This is a genomic window from Flexivirga sp. YIM B11880 (assembly GCF_058148645.1).
Map to the genome: position 1 here is coordinate 112,403 of NZ_JBMAMH010000007.1, position 12,554 is coordinate 124,956.

Below are 12,554 nucleotides of genomic sequence, written 5' to 3' on the forward strand. Positions count from 1 at the left end.
ACGCCGACCGCCGACGAAGCGCGGGCGTCCATCCCGTTGGCGTTAGGCTCGCACCGATGACCACGACCTCCCCGGCCTCCGACGCCGGCAACCACCGCAAGCCCGTCGTTGCAATCGTTTTCGGCGGTCGATCCAGCGAGCACGCGGTCTCCTGCTCCACGGCTGCCAGTGTGCTGCGCGCGATCGACCGCGACCGGTTCGACGTCATACCCATCGGCATCGGGCAGGACGGGCGCTGGGTCCTGGTTGCCGACGACCCGGAGCCGCTGCAGCTGACCGCCCAGCACACTCCGACCGTGCAGGGCGACACGACCGCGCTCATCTCGACCGACCCGGGCGCGCGTGAGGTGATGGTCTTCGCTCCGGACGAGCCACCGCGCACCCTCACCGCTGTCGACGTCGTGCTGCCGCTGCTGCACGGTCCGTTCGGGGAGGACGGCACGCTGCAGGGCCTGCTGGAGCTGTCGGACACCCGCTATGTCGGATCCGGGGTCGCAGCGTCCGCGGTGATGATGGACAAGGCGCTGATGAAGATCGTCTTCGCCGCTGCCGGGCTCCCGGTGGGACCCCACGTCGTGATCACGGACAAGGAATGGATCCGTGACCCGGCAGCGTGTCTGAACAGCGTCGCCAGCCTCGGTATGCCGGTGTTCGTCAAGCCGGCGCGGGCCGGGTCCAGCGTCGGCGTGGTCAAGGTCGAGGACCCCGCCGCACTGGAGGACGCGATCGAGATCGCCCGGGAGTCGGACCCGAAAGTCCTCGTGGAAGCTGCGATTCCGGGCCGAGAGGTGGAGTGCGGCGTGCTCGAGGGGCACGGCTGCGAGCCGCCGCGGGCCAGTCAGATCGGTGAGATCACGGTGACCGGCGATCGCCATACGTTCTACGACTTCGAGGCGAAGTACCTCGACAACGACGCCCAACTGACCTGCCCGGCCGACCTGCCCGACGATGTCGCCACCGAGATCCGCGAACTCTCGGTCAAGGCATTCGACGCCGCCGGGTGTGAGGGCCTGGCACGGGTCGACTGGTTCTACCAGCCCGGCCGGCTGGTGCTCAACGAGATCAACACGATGCCGGGGTTCACCCCGTCGTCGATGTTCCCGCGCGTGTGGGCCGAGTCAGGGCTTGACTACACCGCGCTCATCACCGAGTTGATCGAGCTGGCACTGGAGCGGCCCACCGGTTTGCGCTGAGTCAGCTGCATCGGTGGGGGCCTTGCGGGATCTGCTTCGCCGCGGCGGTGAACGCGCCCAGCGGCGGCAGCGTGTCGTACTTCGTCGGCACCAGCACCTCGATCGCCGGTGACCGGCCGTAGGTGATGTAGCGGCCGCCGTCGGAGAGTCTCGTGCCCACCCAGTCGATGCCGTCGACGGTCACGCAGCCGGTCGAGGTCGGTCCGGGAGAGGTGACGCCGCATCGGGCGATGATCGCCGGGTCGCCCCAGGCGCGCACGGTCGGTGAGTCGGTGCTCACCGTGCGCGATTTCTGCCCCGAAACCGTCGCCGGCCAGTGTCGAGCGGCCTTGGCGCACAACGGGTTGCCCGCCTGGTCCGCAGGTGACGCCTTGACCGTGTCGTCGCCGCACCCGGCCAGTGCCGCAACGATCGCCACGGCACAGGCGCCGGTGACCAGTCGCCTCAAGGGTGGACGACGGTGCAGGTCAGCGTGCGCATGATGCCCGGCGCTTCCTGGATCTTGGCGACCACGAGCGAGCCGAGCTTGTCGAGCGTCTCCGCCTCGGCGCGGGCGATCACGTCGTAGGGACCGGTCACGTCCTCCGACGACAGCACGCCGGGGATCGCACGCACCGCGGCGGCGACCTCCGTCGCCTTGCCGAGGTCCGCCTGGATGAGGATGTAGGCCTGAACCATGAGGATCGTCTCCCGGGTCTCAACGCGAATCCCGCGGTCGGCGGGTGTGCGGCACGGACGCCGCGTTCCGGGAGACGCTACCGTGCAGTCGCTATGGAGCGGTGCGGAAGGGCGGAACCAGACGTATGACGGACACACCCGCGGCCCGCACGCTGGCCGAGGTCGAGGAGCAGGACCTGCTCGACACCGTGCTCCCGCGCTTCGCGACGAGCGACGAGGTCCTGGTCGGTCCGGGCGACGACACGGCACTGCTGCGCGTGCGGTCCGGTGAGGCGCTCGCAACCACCGACACCATGGTGCTCGGCCGGGACTGGCTGGACGAGTGGTCCTCCGCGGCCGACGTCGGGCACAAACTCGTGGTGCAGAACATCGCGGACATCGCCGCCATGGGTGGCCGGTGCACCGGACTGCTCGTGACGCTCGTTGCCGACGAGGACACGCCTCTGCAGTGGGCCGGGGATTTCAGCGCCGGCGTCGAAGCAGCTGCTCGGGAGGCCGGCGCGGTCGTGGTCGGCGGCGACCTCTCCTCGGCGCCGGAGGGCGTGCGGATGGTCAGCATCACCGCGCTCGGCGAGCTGGACGACGTCGCGCCGGTGCTGCGCTCCGGCGCGCGGCCGGGCGACCTCGTCGCCGTACACGGGACGCTGGGGCGGGCGGCCGCGGGGCTGGTGCTGCTGCAACGCGGAACACCGGACCTGGCGCCGGACCTCGTCGCGGCGCAACGTCGCCCCTCCACGGCATACGAACAAGGACCGCTCGCCGCGCGGGCCGGCGCCACGGCGATGCTCGACATCTCCGACGGCCTGCTGCGGGACGCCGGCCGCATCGCCCGCGCCAGCAAGGTGCGCCTGGACCTCGGTCCGGCGGCACTGGCCGGCGACGTCGCGGCACTCGCCGCTGCGGTCGGCGAGGCCGAGGCTCGCAGCTGCGTGCTCGCCGGCGGAGAGGAACACACCCTGCTCGCGACCTTCCCTCGCGCCGACACCGTCCCTGTCGGCTGGCGGGTGATCGGCGCCGTCCGCGACGGAACCGGAGTGACCGTTGGGGGCGATGAGGCCGCACACCACGGCTGGGACCATTTCGGATCGGCAAAGATCGACTGAAACGCTCAACACTCAACGTTGGAATTTGTCAGCTGGGGAGTAGGGTCGGCTCGTTGCGCAATTCCGCCCCGTCCCATCGAGTGCTCGGTGGACCCGAACGAAAGCCGCAGGTGACCCATGCTCATGGATTCGTCCGCGTTGAGACTCGATGCCGGACCGGTCGACTACATCCTCATCGCGCTCTACTTCGTCTTCGTCCTCGGCATCGGCCTCGTGGCCCGACGTCAGGTCTCGAGCAGCGTCGACTTCTTCCTGTCCGGGCGCTCGCTGCCGGCGTGGATCACTGGCCTGGCATTCATCTCGGCGAACCTCGGTGCGACCGAGATCATGGGTATGTCGGCCAGCGGCGCGCAGATCGGCATGGCGACCTTCCACTACTACTGGATCGGCGCCATCCCCGCGATGCTCTTCCTCGCCGTGGTGATGATGCCCTTCTACTACGGCTCCGGCGTACGCAGCGTGCCGGAGTTCATGTACCGCCGCTTCGGGTCGCCCGCGCACCTGGTCAACGCGATCAGCTTCGCGGTCGCCCAGGTGCTCATCGCGGGCATCAACCTCTACCTGCTGGCCACCATCGTCAACACGCTCTTCGGCTGGAGCATCTGGATCTCGACGATCGTCGCGGCGGCGATCGTGCTGTCCTACATCACCCTCGGCGGCCTGTCGGCGGCGATCTACAACGAGGTGCTGCAGTTCTTCGTGATCGTGGCGGCGTTGCTGCCGTTGACGCTGATCGCGATGCACAAGATCGGCGGCTGGAGCGGGCTGTCACACAAGCTGCACTCGATGCACTACCCACACGACCCGATGACGTCGTGGCCGGGACAAGGGCTCACCGGCTTCGGCAGCGCGACCCTGTCGGTCATCGGCATCGTCTTCGGCCTCGGCTTCGTGCTGTCCTTCGGCTACTGGACCACCAACTTCGTGGAGGTCCAGCGCGCGATGGTGAGCAAGGACATGAACTCGGCCCGGCGGGCGCCGATCATCGGCACCTTCCCCAAGATGTTCATCCCGTTCATCATCATCATTCCCGGTATGGCGGCCGCCGGCCTCGGCGCGTTCTCCGGATCGGGCAAGCACGACTACAACAACGCGCTGCTCTTCCTGATGCGCGACCTGCTGCCCAACGGTCTGCTCGGCGTCGCGATCGCGGGCATGCTCGCCGCGTTCATGGCAGGTATGGCGGCCAACATCTCCGCGTTCAACACCGTGGTGTCCTATGACATCTGGCAGGACTACGTGGTGAAGGACCGCGACGACAAGTACTACCTGCAGTTCGGGCGCATCGCGACCGTGGTGGCCACCATCATCGCGATCGGAACCTCGGCGTTCGCCAGCCAGTACAACAACGTCATGGGTTACCTGCAGACCCTGTTCGGCTTCTTCAACGCGCCGCTGTTCGCCACCTTCATCCTCGGCATGTTCTGGAAGAAGATGACCCCGGCCGCCGGCTGGACCGGCCTCGTCGCCGGAACCCTCGGCGCCGTCGTCGTCGGCATCGCGTCGAAGGACGCGCTCGGCGGCCTGTCACAGGGCTGGGTCGGCTTGTCCGGTCAGGGCGCCAGCTTCGTGTGCGCCGGTGCGGCGTTCGTCGTGGACATCATCGTGAGCGTGGTCGTCACCGGCTTCACGGTGCCGAAGCCGGAGTCGGAGTTGCGCGGCCTGGTCAAGTCGCTGACACCGAGAGAGGACCACGCGGAGGCCGCGGTCGCCCACTGGTGGCTGTCCCCGGTGAAGCTGGCCGGCGTCTCGCTGGCGCTCGTCATCATCCTCAACGCGGTCTTCCACTGACCGGCATACGAAAGGAGCTGAGAGATCATGACCGCTGACACGACGTCCGCTCCGCGGAAGCACACCGCCGGGATCTTCGACGTGCGCAACATCATCGCCGCGTTGATGGGCATCTACGGGGTGGTGCTGTTCATCATGGGCCTGGTCAACTTCACCGACACCGACAAGCACAAGGCCGACGGCGTCAACCTCAACCTCTGGTCCGGCTTGTGCATCTTCGTCTTCGCCGTCCTGATGGCGCTGTGGGCCTACCTGCGGCCGATCGTGGTGGACGAGGTCCAGCTCGAGCGCGACAAGGCCGCCGCCGAGCTGGAGAACCCGAACCCGATCAAGGACGACGACTGACGGGCTGAGGACGGTCGACCCCCGGCCGAGAGGCTCAGTAAAAGTCCACAGGCTCAGAACGGCGGCTGGAAAACAGCCGCCGTTCTGAGCCTGTCAGTGTGTTTGTGAGCCTCTCGGCGAGGAGGTCGGGGTGACGCGAAGGCGGGCCGTCCCATCCGGGACGGCCCGCCGTTCGTCAGTGCGGAGTGCGCTCAGCGCTCGCGGCCGGAGGCCGCCGAGGACATCGAGGCAAGCGCTGAGGGCGAGGTACGAGACCTCAGCGCTTGACCTTGCCCGCCTTGAGGCAGGAGGTGCAGACGTTGAGTCGCTTCGGGGTCACACCGGCCTCGCCCACGAGCGCCTTGACGCGCTGGATGTTGGGGTTCCAACGACGCTTGGTGCGGCGGTGCGAGTGCGAGATGTTGTGACCGAAGCCTGGTCCCTTGCCGCAGACGTCGCAGGTGGCAGCCACGGTGAATCTCCTTGGATAAATGGTTGAACGTTCCGGCCCGCGGGCACGCCGCGAGGACGTGTTGTACGCGGGAACCGCCCAATCGTAGCCGAGGGCGCCGCTGCTCTCCAAAACGGGCGGCCGCCGCCGACCGGCGCGGGTGCCACCACCGTACGGCGTTCCCAGGGAGCCTTGTCGCCGGTGCCATAGGCTCAGCGTGCTCGTGCCGTCGACCGGAAAGGTGCCCAGCGTCCCATGCCACTCGCCGAACTCGACCTGGCAGCGCTGCGCCGATGGGTGATCACCGCACGGGCCGACCTGGAGGCGTATGCCGAGGAGCTCAACCGCCTCAACGTCTTTCCGGTGCCCGACGGCGACACCGGCAGCAACCTGCTCATGACGATGAGCGATGCGGTGGACGCGCTCGACGAGGAGGCGCCGGACGACGTCGGAGCGGCAACCGCCGCCATGGCGCGCGCGACGCTGGTCGCGGCACGCGGCAACTCGGGCGTGATTCTGAGCCAGCTGGCCCGCGGGGTCTCGGAGGTCGTTGCCGAGGTCGGACACCAGCCGCTCGACGGACCCCGACTGGCTGCCGTTCTGGCGCGCGCAGCCCGGCTCGCGCAGGACGGCGTGTCGGCTCCCGTCCCCGGCACGATCCTGACCGTCGCCGCGGCTGCCGCCGAAGCGGCGAGCGAGATCAACGGAGCCCTGTCCGACGTGGTCGACGCGGCGGTTGCCGGTGCGGCGCAGGCGCTGTTGCGCACGCGGACGGAGAACGACGTGCTGCGTCGGGCCGGCGTGGTGGACGCCGGCGGTGCGGGTTACCTGCTCGTGCTGGAGGCGCTGCAGCGGGTGGTGCACGGCTCGGGCGGCCTGGCGACGACGGCGGGCACCGTTCCGGAGTGGCTGCGGATCAGCCGCGCCGAGCATCCGGCGGACGCCGGGAACGTCTGTGCCGCGGAGGCCGCCGGAGGCGGCCCGTCATACGAGGTGATGTTCCTGCTGGACGAGGCGACCGCCGAGACGGTCGCGACGCTCAAGACAGCGCTGGACGGACTGGGTGACTCGCTCGTCGTGGCGGGCGGTCCCGACCGCTACTCCGTGCACGTGCACGTCGACGATGTCTCGGCGGCACTGAACGCCGGCGCGGACGCCGGCCGCCCGCACCGCTTCCGCATCACCCGGTTCGCGGACGGCCCGCTCCTCTCGCCGAACGTCACCTGCGTGGTGCTCGCCCTGGTCTCCGGGACGGGTATGGCGGAGCTGGTCTCGAGCACCGGCGTCCGACCGGTGCTGGACTGGCAGGACGCGCAACTGCTGCGACCGCTGCTCGCCACCCGGACGCTGCTGCTGTGCGGTAGTCCGGCAGCGCGTGAGGTGGCCGACCGGCTCTCCGTGGACCACCGGATCGAGGTCATCGGCGACAACGTCGTGGACGTGGCGGCGGCGGCCGCCGTCATCGACACGAGCAGCGACTTCGACCGGATGTGCCGGGCGGCACGCGACGCCGTCGCGGACATCCGCAGCGAACGTGTTGTCGGTGACCCCGGGCAGGATGCCCTCATGCATCTGGTGTCCGCCCTGCTCAGCGACCGGCCGGCGGCCGAGTTGCTGACGCTGGTCGCCGGTGCCCGGCTGTCCGACGAGCGGCTGGCACACCTGGTCCACACCGTGCGGGCGGAGCGCCCGCAGCTCGACATCGCGCAGGTCACCGGCGCCGGCGACGACGCCCTGCTCACGGTCGGGGTGGAGTGAGTGACGATCACCCGGGACAGCCGTCTGCCGGACGTCGTCGGCACGATGGCGTCCAAGCTGGAGAAGCAACGCGGACTGCGCACGGTCGGGGACCTGCTCGACTTCCTGCCGCGGCGCTACCTGGACGCGAGCAAGAGCGGCCGGCTCGCCGATTTCCAGCTCGGCCAGGACGCTGTCCTCGTCGCGACCATCGTCGCGGCGCGGACCAGACCGATGCGCGGGCGCAACGGTAAGAAGATGCTCACCGCCGTGCTCGAGGACGCCGACGGACAACGGGCCTCACTGGTCTTCTTCAGCGCCTATGGGCACGCCGACCGGCTGGTGCAGGGCGCGCACGGGGTCTTCCGCGGCAAGTTGCAGACCTACGGCCATGAGCTGCAGCTGGCGCACCCTGACTACACGCTCTTCTCCGGCGGCGAGGACGATCCGGTCTACCGCGGCGGACTGATCCCGCTCTATCCCGCCGTCAAGGGCGTCACCGACATGCAGCTGTCCCAGGCGATCCGGCTGGTGCTGGAGCAGGTGGAGCTGGACGACCCGGTGCCGGAGGACGTCCGTCGCCGGCGCAAGCTGCTGGACCTGCACGCGGCATACAGCTGTCTGCACTTCCCGATGCAGGACGTCGACTGGGGCCGCGCCAAGCGCCGGCTGCGCTATGACGAGGCGCTCGTCATCCAGACGGTTCTCGCGCAGCGGCGGGCGGAGGCCCGGACGCTGGAGGCGACGCCGCGCGGCGCGGTGAGCGGTGGGCTGCTGGAGGCGTTCGACGCCAAGCTGCCGTTCGAGCTGACCGAGGGGCAGCGGCGGGTCGGCGCGCAGATCGCGCACGACATGGCACAGGGCCACCCGATGTACCGCCTGCTGCAGGGCGAGGTCGGTTCGGGCAAGACCATCGTGGCTCTCCGGGCGATGCTGGCCGCGATCGACGCCGGGGCCCAGGCCGCCCTGCTCGCACCGACCGAGGTGCTCGCGCAGCAGCACGAGCGGTCGATCAGCGCAATGCTCGGTGAGCTGGGGCAGGCGGGCATGCTCGGCGGCGCCGACAACGCGACGCGCGTGGTGCTGCTGACCGGCTCGATGACCAAGTCGCAGCGGCAGAAGGTGCTGCTCGACATCGCGACCGGGCCGGTCGGCATCGTGATCGGCACCCACGCGCTGATCCAGGAGCAGGTGATGTTCGCCGACCTCGGCCTGGTCGTCGTCGACGAGCAGCACCGGTTCGGGGTGGAGCAGCGCGATGCCTTGCGCACGAAGGCAACTCGACCACCGCACGTTCTGGTGATGACTGCGACACCGATCCCGCGCACGGTCGCGATGACCGTCTTCGGCGACATGGACACCTCCGTGCTCGACGAACTGCCGCGCGGGCGGCAGCCGATCACCAGCCACGTCGTGCCCGGCAACCGCGAGTCGTGGATGGTTCGCACCTGGCAGCGGGTCGCCGAAGAGGTCCGCGCCGGTCATCAGGCCTACGTCGTGTGCCCACGGATCGGCGACCCGATGGACGCGGTGCTCGAGAAGGGCTTCGACGACGACGAGCCACCGGCCGGCGAGACCTACGACGCGGGTGAGGAGCCCGAGGTCCAGCGTGAGCTGATCGGGGTCCATCAGCAGCTGGAGCGGCTGTGCGCTGAGCCGGCGCTGCAGGGTCTGCGGATCGAGATGCTGCACGGCCGGATGCCGGCGGAGGACAAGGACGCCGTGATGCAGGCGTTCGGCGCGGGCGACATCGACGTGCTGGTGTCCACCACGGTGATCGAGGTGGGTGTCGACGTGCCCAACGCCACCGTGATGGTCGTCATGGACGCCGACCGGTTCGGCATCTCCCAGCTGCACCAGTTGCGTGGCCGGGTCGGACGTGGCTCCGCCGCCGGTCTCTGCCTGCTGGTCACCGAGACCGAGAACCCCGCAACGGTCGAGCGGCTGGAGGCGGTCGCGGCGACCACCGACGGCTTCCGGCTGGCCGACCTCGACCTCTCGCTGCGGCGCGAGGGCGACGTACTCGGCGCCGCGCAGAGCGGCACCCGCTCCGGACTGCGGCTGCTGCGGCTCAGTCACCCCTCCGATGTCGAGCTGATCGACTTCGCCCGGCACGACGCCACTGCGATCGTCGAGGACGACCCGGGCCTGGTGAAGCATCCGCGGTTGGCGCAACTCGTCGACGAGCGGATCAGCGAGGAGCAAGCCGCGTTCCTGGAGCGCGGATGACCCGCATCATCGCCGGTTCCGCCGGCGGACGCCGGCTGCTCACCCCGTCCGGTGCCGGCACCCGGCCCACCTCCGACCGGGTGCGCGAAGCCCTCTTCGGCCGGCTCGAACACCTCGACGCCATCACCGGAAGCCACGTCGTCGACCTCTATGCCGGCTCCGGCGCACTTGGTCTGGAGGCGGTGTCGCGGGGAGCCGCGTCGGCCCTCCTGGTCGAGTCCGACCGGAAGGCAGCGGCGACCATCGCCAGGAACATCGAGCACCTGCGGCTGCCGAGTGCGAGAGTCCGGACCGCGACGGTCGAGTCAGTGGTCGGCGCGCCGCTGACCCCGGCGGCGGACCTGGTCTTCGCCGACCCGCCATACGCCGTCGAGAACGAGGCGCTCGCCGCCGTACTCACGGCGCTGGTCGAGCACGGCTCGCTGGCAAACTCCGCGGTGCTGGTGGTGGAGCGGTCGAGCCGGTCCGCCGAGCCGATCTGGCCCCCGGGTGTCGAGCTCATCGGCCCTCGCCGCTACGGCGAAACGACCTGCTGGTTCGCCGAGTTCGTCCCCGACGGCGACCCGGCATGATGCCCGGTGATTTAGAGTGCGGTGCATGACCGGCGATCCCAGGCGATGCGTCTGCCCCGGGTCCTACGACCCCATCACCAACGGTCACCTCGACGTGATCGCCCGCGCGAGCGCGCTGTATGGCGACGTGGTGGTCGCGGTGTTGCACAACACCGCCAAGCACGGGACGTTCGACGTGGAGGAGCGGATCGAGCTGATCGCGGCGGCCACCGCGAACCTCCCCAACGTGCGCGCGCTCGCCTTCGGTGATCGGTTGATCGTCGACGTGTGCCGCGAACTCGATGCCGCCGTCATCGTCAAGGGCGTCCGGGGACTCACCGACTACGAGTACGAGCTGCCGATGGCGCTGATGAACCGCGAGATGTCGGGCGTCGAGACACTGCTGCTGCCCGGCAATCCCGCGCTCACGCACTACTCCAGTTCGCTCATCCGGCTCATCGCCCAGCGCGGTGCCGACGTCAGTGCGATGGTGCCGGAGCCGGTGCTCGGTCGGCTGCTCGATCGCCTCGGCCGCGGCTGAACCACGCCGTCGCACCCAGCGTGGCGAGCACGCCGACCACGATGTAGACCACGATGCAGACGATTGGACCGCCGAGGTGACGACCGTCGAAGTACACGATGTTGCGCAGGGCGGTGGTGCCGGCGCCGTTGGGGATCAACGGCCCGATCACCCGCCAGAAGCCCGGCAGCACATCGGTCTGGTAGGCGCCCCCTGCCGAGGGATTGCCGAGGATCACGAAGACGAGGATCGTCACCCCGATGCCGACGATCCCGAACAGCGCCTCCATCGCGATCGTGACCGTGGCACTGGCGAGGACGAGCAGGGTGCCGACACCCCAGAGGGCCCAGAAGTGCCCGGTGAGGGCGCCGAGCAGCTGGTCGACGACCAGCGTGCCCAGCAGGCCGCTCAGCACGGCATACGGGATCAGGACGGTCAGTCGGCCGGCTGCGGCACCGAGGCCGCGGGGACGGGGACTGCCGAGGATGCCGATGGCGGCCGCGACCAGATAACCGCCGACGATCCAGCCGATGACGACGTAGAAACCGGTCAGACCGCGGGCATCGTGGGCCTGCAGCGGCACCAGATCGACGCTGTGTGCCGTCCGGTGCTGCGCTCCCTCGACCCGGCCGATCGTCTGCTCCACGGCGGTCACCGTGGCGGAGCCGCCACCGCTCGCGACATACAGCGTGTCCGTGCTGCTCGTGCCGGACATGACGAGGGCGGCCTTGCTGTCACCGCGGATCACCCGCTGCTTCGCGTCGGTCGGGCCGGTGGCCGCGGAGGCCTTGAGCGGACGGCCGTCGAGCCCGTTGAGCTGCGCGACGACCTGGCCGGTCTTCGGGCCCGCGGCCACCGAGACGCTGATCTGGTGCGGCGTGGGGGAGTGGAAGGCGCCGACATAGCTGAAGATGAAGGCGATCTGCAGGAGCAGCACGCCGACGATCAGCAACAGAGTGCGCGGGGCCGCGGTGCGCCGGAGCTCCCCGCTGAACGTCGTGGGTGGTGCGTCCGGCTCGACGGTGCCCGCTTCGTGCTTGCCGTGGTGCATGCCTGTCATCCTTCGCGCGTCAATTTCTACAGATGTAGTAAGCATACGCCTGCCACCGGTTTGGGAGAGGGGCACCCGACCCGGTAACCTTGACCTTCGGTCTTGTCGTCTCTGGCGAGATCGTGCCATGTCTCCTGCGACAAACTCCGGAAAGATGCACACCGATTCGCGACGCCCGCTGGCCCTTGACACCAAGGAGCTTCCGCGGCGACCCGGCCGGATGCTGGAGGGCGAGCTGCAGGTGGCGGCACCGGAACACTTCGGCACCGACGTGATCAGCGTGCCGGAAGGTCAGCAGATGACCTTGCGGCTGCGCTTGGAGTCGGTCATGGAGGGCGTCCTGGTGACCGGCACGGTCGAAGCCACGGCGACCGGTGCTTGCGTGCGGTGCCTGGAGCCCGTCGATCTGCCGATCGACGTGCCGTTTCAGGAGCTGTTCGCCTACGCCGATCGCGCTGCCCGCCATCATGCGGTGGAGGACAGTGACGAAGACGTGCACGAGCTGGACGGCGACCTCGCCGACCTGGAGCCCGTGCTGCGGGATGCGGTGGTGCCTGCACTGCCCTTCCAGCCGGTATGCCGGGACGACTGCCCGGGTCTGTGCTCCGAGTGCGGAGCACGACTCGCGGACGACCCGACGCACCACCACGAAGTGATCGACCCACGGTGGTCGGCGCTGGCGGACCTCGCCGGTGACGACGACACCGAACCCGACGAGAGGAACTGACGTGGCTGTCCCGAAGCGGAAGATGTCGCGCTCCAACACCCGGTCCCGCCGTGCGCAGTGGAAGGCGACGCCGGTGGCGCTGTCGACCTGTCCGCAGTGCGGTGCGCCCAAGCAGTCGCACGTCGCGTGCCCCGCCTGCGGTGTCTACAAGGACCGTCACTACAGCGCCGCGGAGCGCACCGAGCACCAGGCCTGACGG

General features: G+C 69.4%; 14 protein-coding genes. 10 read left to right on the top strand and 4 right to left on the bottom strand.

What is annotated here, in order from left to right:
• The first annotated feature begins 56 nt into the window (after nucleotides 1-56).
• On the top strand, nucleotides 57-1,193 hold the full coding sequence (locus ACN8HC_RS12095; RefSeq protein WP_490075090.1) for a D-alanine--D-alanine ligase family protein: 1,137 nt from the start codon (nucleotides 57-59) through the stop codon (nucleotides 1,191-1,193).
• Between the two features lies 1 nt (nucleotide 1,194).
• Here ACN8HC_RS12095 and ACN8HC_RS12100 read toward each other — a convergent pair whose 3' ends face one another.
• Nucleotides 1,195-1,641, bottom strand: coding sequence for a DUF3515 family protein (locus ACN8HC_RS12100; protein ID WP_490075091.1), 447 nt, complete (start codon nucleotides 1,639-1,641; stop codon nucleotides 1,195-1,197).
• A complete protein-coding gene (locus ACN8HC_RS12105) occupies nucleotides 1,638-1,871 on the bottom strand; it encodes an Lrp/AsnC family transcriptional regulator (protein ID WP_490075092.1) in 234 nt (77 codons plus the stop codon). The genes ACN8HC_RS12100 and ACN8HC_RS12105 overlap by 4 nt, the downstream gene beginning before the upstream one ends.
• 125 nt (nucleotides 1,872-1,996) lie before the next feature.
• Here ACN8HC_RS12105 and ACN8HC_RS12110 point away from each other — a divergent pair, with 125 nt between their 5' ends.
• The 3 genes from ACN8HC_RS12110 (at nucleotide 1,997) to ACN8HC_RS12120 (ending at nucleotide 5,110) form a co-directional block, all read left to right on the top strand.
• Nucleotides 1,997-2,974, top strand: coding sequence for a thiamine-phosphate kinase (locus ACN8HC_RS12110; protein ID WP_490075093.1), 978 nt, complete (start codon nucleotides 1,997-1,999; stop codon nucleotides 2,972-2,974).
• 123 nt (nucleotides 2,975-3,097) lie between these two features.
• Nucleotides 3,098-4,765 carry a sodium:solute symporter family protein gene (locus ACN8HC_RS12115; protein WP_490075166.1) on the top strand — a complete coding sequence of 556 codons (1,668 nt, stop codon included), beginning with the start codon at nucleotides 3,098-3,100 and terminating at the stop codon, nucleotides 4,763-4,765.
• A 27-nt stretch (nucleotides 4,766-4,792) separates the two neighbouring features.
• The gene (locus tag ACN8HC_RS12120) at nucleotides 4,793-5,110 is read left to right on the top strand and encodes a hypothetical protein (protein WP_490075094.1); all 318 of its coding nucleotides are present in this window, start codon (nucleotides 4,793-4,795) and stop codon (nucleotides 5,108-5,110) included.
• A 256-nt stretch (nucleotides 5,111-5,366) separates the two neighbouring features.
• On the opposite strand, the gene rpmB is transcribed toward ACN8HC_RS12120, so the two are convergent.
• Nucleotides 5,367-5,561, bottom strand: coding sequence for a 50S ribosomal protein L28 (gene rpmB / locus ACN8HC_RS12125; protein WP_166118878.1), 195 nt, complete (start codon nucleotides 5,559-5,561; stop codon nucleotides 5,367-5,369).
• Between the two features lie 234 nt (nucleotides 5,562-5,795).
• On the opposite strand from rpmB, the gene ACN8HC_RS12130 reads away from it, so the two are divergent.
• From ACN8HC_RS12130 to coaD, 4 genes are read left to right on the top strand one after another with little or no spacing between them, the layout of a single operon-like run.
• The gene (locus ACN8HC_RS12130; protein ID WP_490075095.1) at nucleotides 5,796-7,298 is read left to right on the top strand and encodes a DAK2 domain-containing protein; all 1,503 of its coding nucleotides are present in this window, start codon (nucleotides 5,796-5,798) and stop codon (nucleotides 7,296-7,298) included.
• The gene (locus tag ACN8HC_RS12135; RefSeq protein ID WP_490075096.1) at nucleotides 7,299-9,506 is read left to right on the top strand and encodes an ATP-dependent DNA helicase RecG; all 2,208 of its coding nucleotides are present in this window, start codon (nucleotides 7,299-7,301) and stop codon (nucleotides 9,504-9,506) included.
• Nucleotides 9,503-10,078: a 16S rRNA (guanine(966)-N(2))-methyltransferase RsmD gene (gene rsmD / locus ACN8HC_RS12140; RefSeq protein WP_490075097.1), complete on the top strand. Its 576-nt coding sequence runs from the start codon at nucleotides 9,503-9,505 to the stop codon at nucleotides 10,076-10,078. Before ACN8HC_RS12135 ends, rsmD begins: the two co-directional genes overlap by 4 nt.
• Nucleotides 10,079-10,103: 25 nt before the next feature.
• Nucleotides 10,104-10,598, top strand: a complete 495-nt coding sequence (gene coaD, locus ACN8HC_RS12145; protein WP_490075098.1) for a pantetheine-phosphate adenylyltransferase — start codon at nucleotides 10,104-10,106, stop codon at nucleotides 10,596-10,598.
• On the opposite strand, the gene ACN8HC_RS12150 is transcribed toward coaD, so the two are convergent.
• On the bottom strand, nucleotides 10,537-11,628 hold the full coding sequence (locus tag ACN8HC_RS12150; protein WP_490075099.1) for an ABC-2 transporter permease: 1,092 nt from the start codon (nucleotides 11,626-11,628) through the stop codon (nucleotides 10,537-10,539). The two genes, coaD and ACN8HC_RS12150, sit on opposite strands and share 62 nt — an antisense overlap.
• A 154-nt stretch (nucleotides 11,629-11,782) precedes the next feature.
• Here ACN8HC_RS12150 and ACN8HC_RS12155 point away from each other — a divergent pair, with 154 nt between their 5' ends.
• Together ACN8HC_RS12155 and rpmF are read left to right on the top strand one after the other, a co-directional pair.
• Nucleotides 11,783-12,355, top strand: a complete 573-nt coding sequence (locus ACN8HC_RS12155) for a YceD family protein (protein ID WP_490075100.1) — start codon at nucleotides 11,783-11,785, stop codon at nucleotides 12,353-12,355.
• Nucleotide 12,356: 1 nt separating this feature from the next.
• Entirely contained in the window at nucleotides 12,357-12,551 is a 195-nt protein-coding gene (rpmF, locus tag ACN8HC_RS12160) for a 50S ribosomal protein L32 (protein ID WP_183319201.1), read from the top strand.
• The last annotated feature ends 3 nt before the right edge of the window (nucleotides 12,552-12,554 follow it).

What these genes read in the sequence shown, in the direction of transcription:
- ACN8HC_RS12130 (WP_490075095.1), top strand. Translation starts at nt 5,796, where the DNA reads ATGCCACTCGCCGAACTCGACCTGGCAGCGCTGCGCCGATGGGTGATC.
- coaD (WP_490075098.1), top strand. Translation starts at nt 10,104, where the DNA reads ATGACCGGCGATCCCAGGCGATGCGTCTGCCCCGGGTCCTACGACCCC.
- ACN8HC_RS12150 (WP_490075099.1), bottom strand. Translation starts at nt 11,628, where the DNA reads ATGCACCACGGCAAGCACGAAGCGGGCACCGTCGAGCCGGACGCACCA.
- ACN8HC_RS12120 (WP_490075094.1), top strand. Translation starts at nt 4,793, where the DNA reads ATGACCGCTGACACGACGTCCGCTCCGCGGAAGCACACCGCCGGGATC.
- ACN8HC_RS12115 (WP_490075166.1), top strand. Translation starts at nt 3,098, where the DNA reads ATGGATTCGTCCGCGTTGAGACTCGATGCCGGACCGGTCGACTACATC.
- rsmD (WP_490075097.1), top strand. Translation starts at nt 9,503, where the DNA reads ATGACCCGCATCATCGCCGGTTCCGCCGGCGGACGCCGGCTGCTCACC.
- ACN8HC_RS12105 (WP_490075092.1), bottom strand. Translation starts at nt 1,871, where the DNA reads ATGGTTCAGGCCTACATCCTCATCCAGGCGGACCTCGGCAAGGCGACG.
- ACN8HC_RS12155 (WP_490075100.1), top strand. Translation starts at nt 11,783, where the DNA reads ATGCACACCGATTCGCGACGCCCGCTGGCCCTTGACACCAAGGAGCTT.
- ACN8HC_RS12095 (WP_490075090.1), top strand. Translation starts at nt 57, where the DNA reads ATGACCACGACCTCCCCGGCCTCCGACGCCGGCAACCACCGCAAGCCC.
- ACN8HC_RS12110 (WP_490075093.1), top strand. Translation starts at nt 1,997, where the DNA reads ATGACGGACACACCCGCGGCCCGCACGCTGGCCGAGGTCGAGGAGCAG.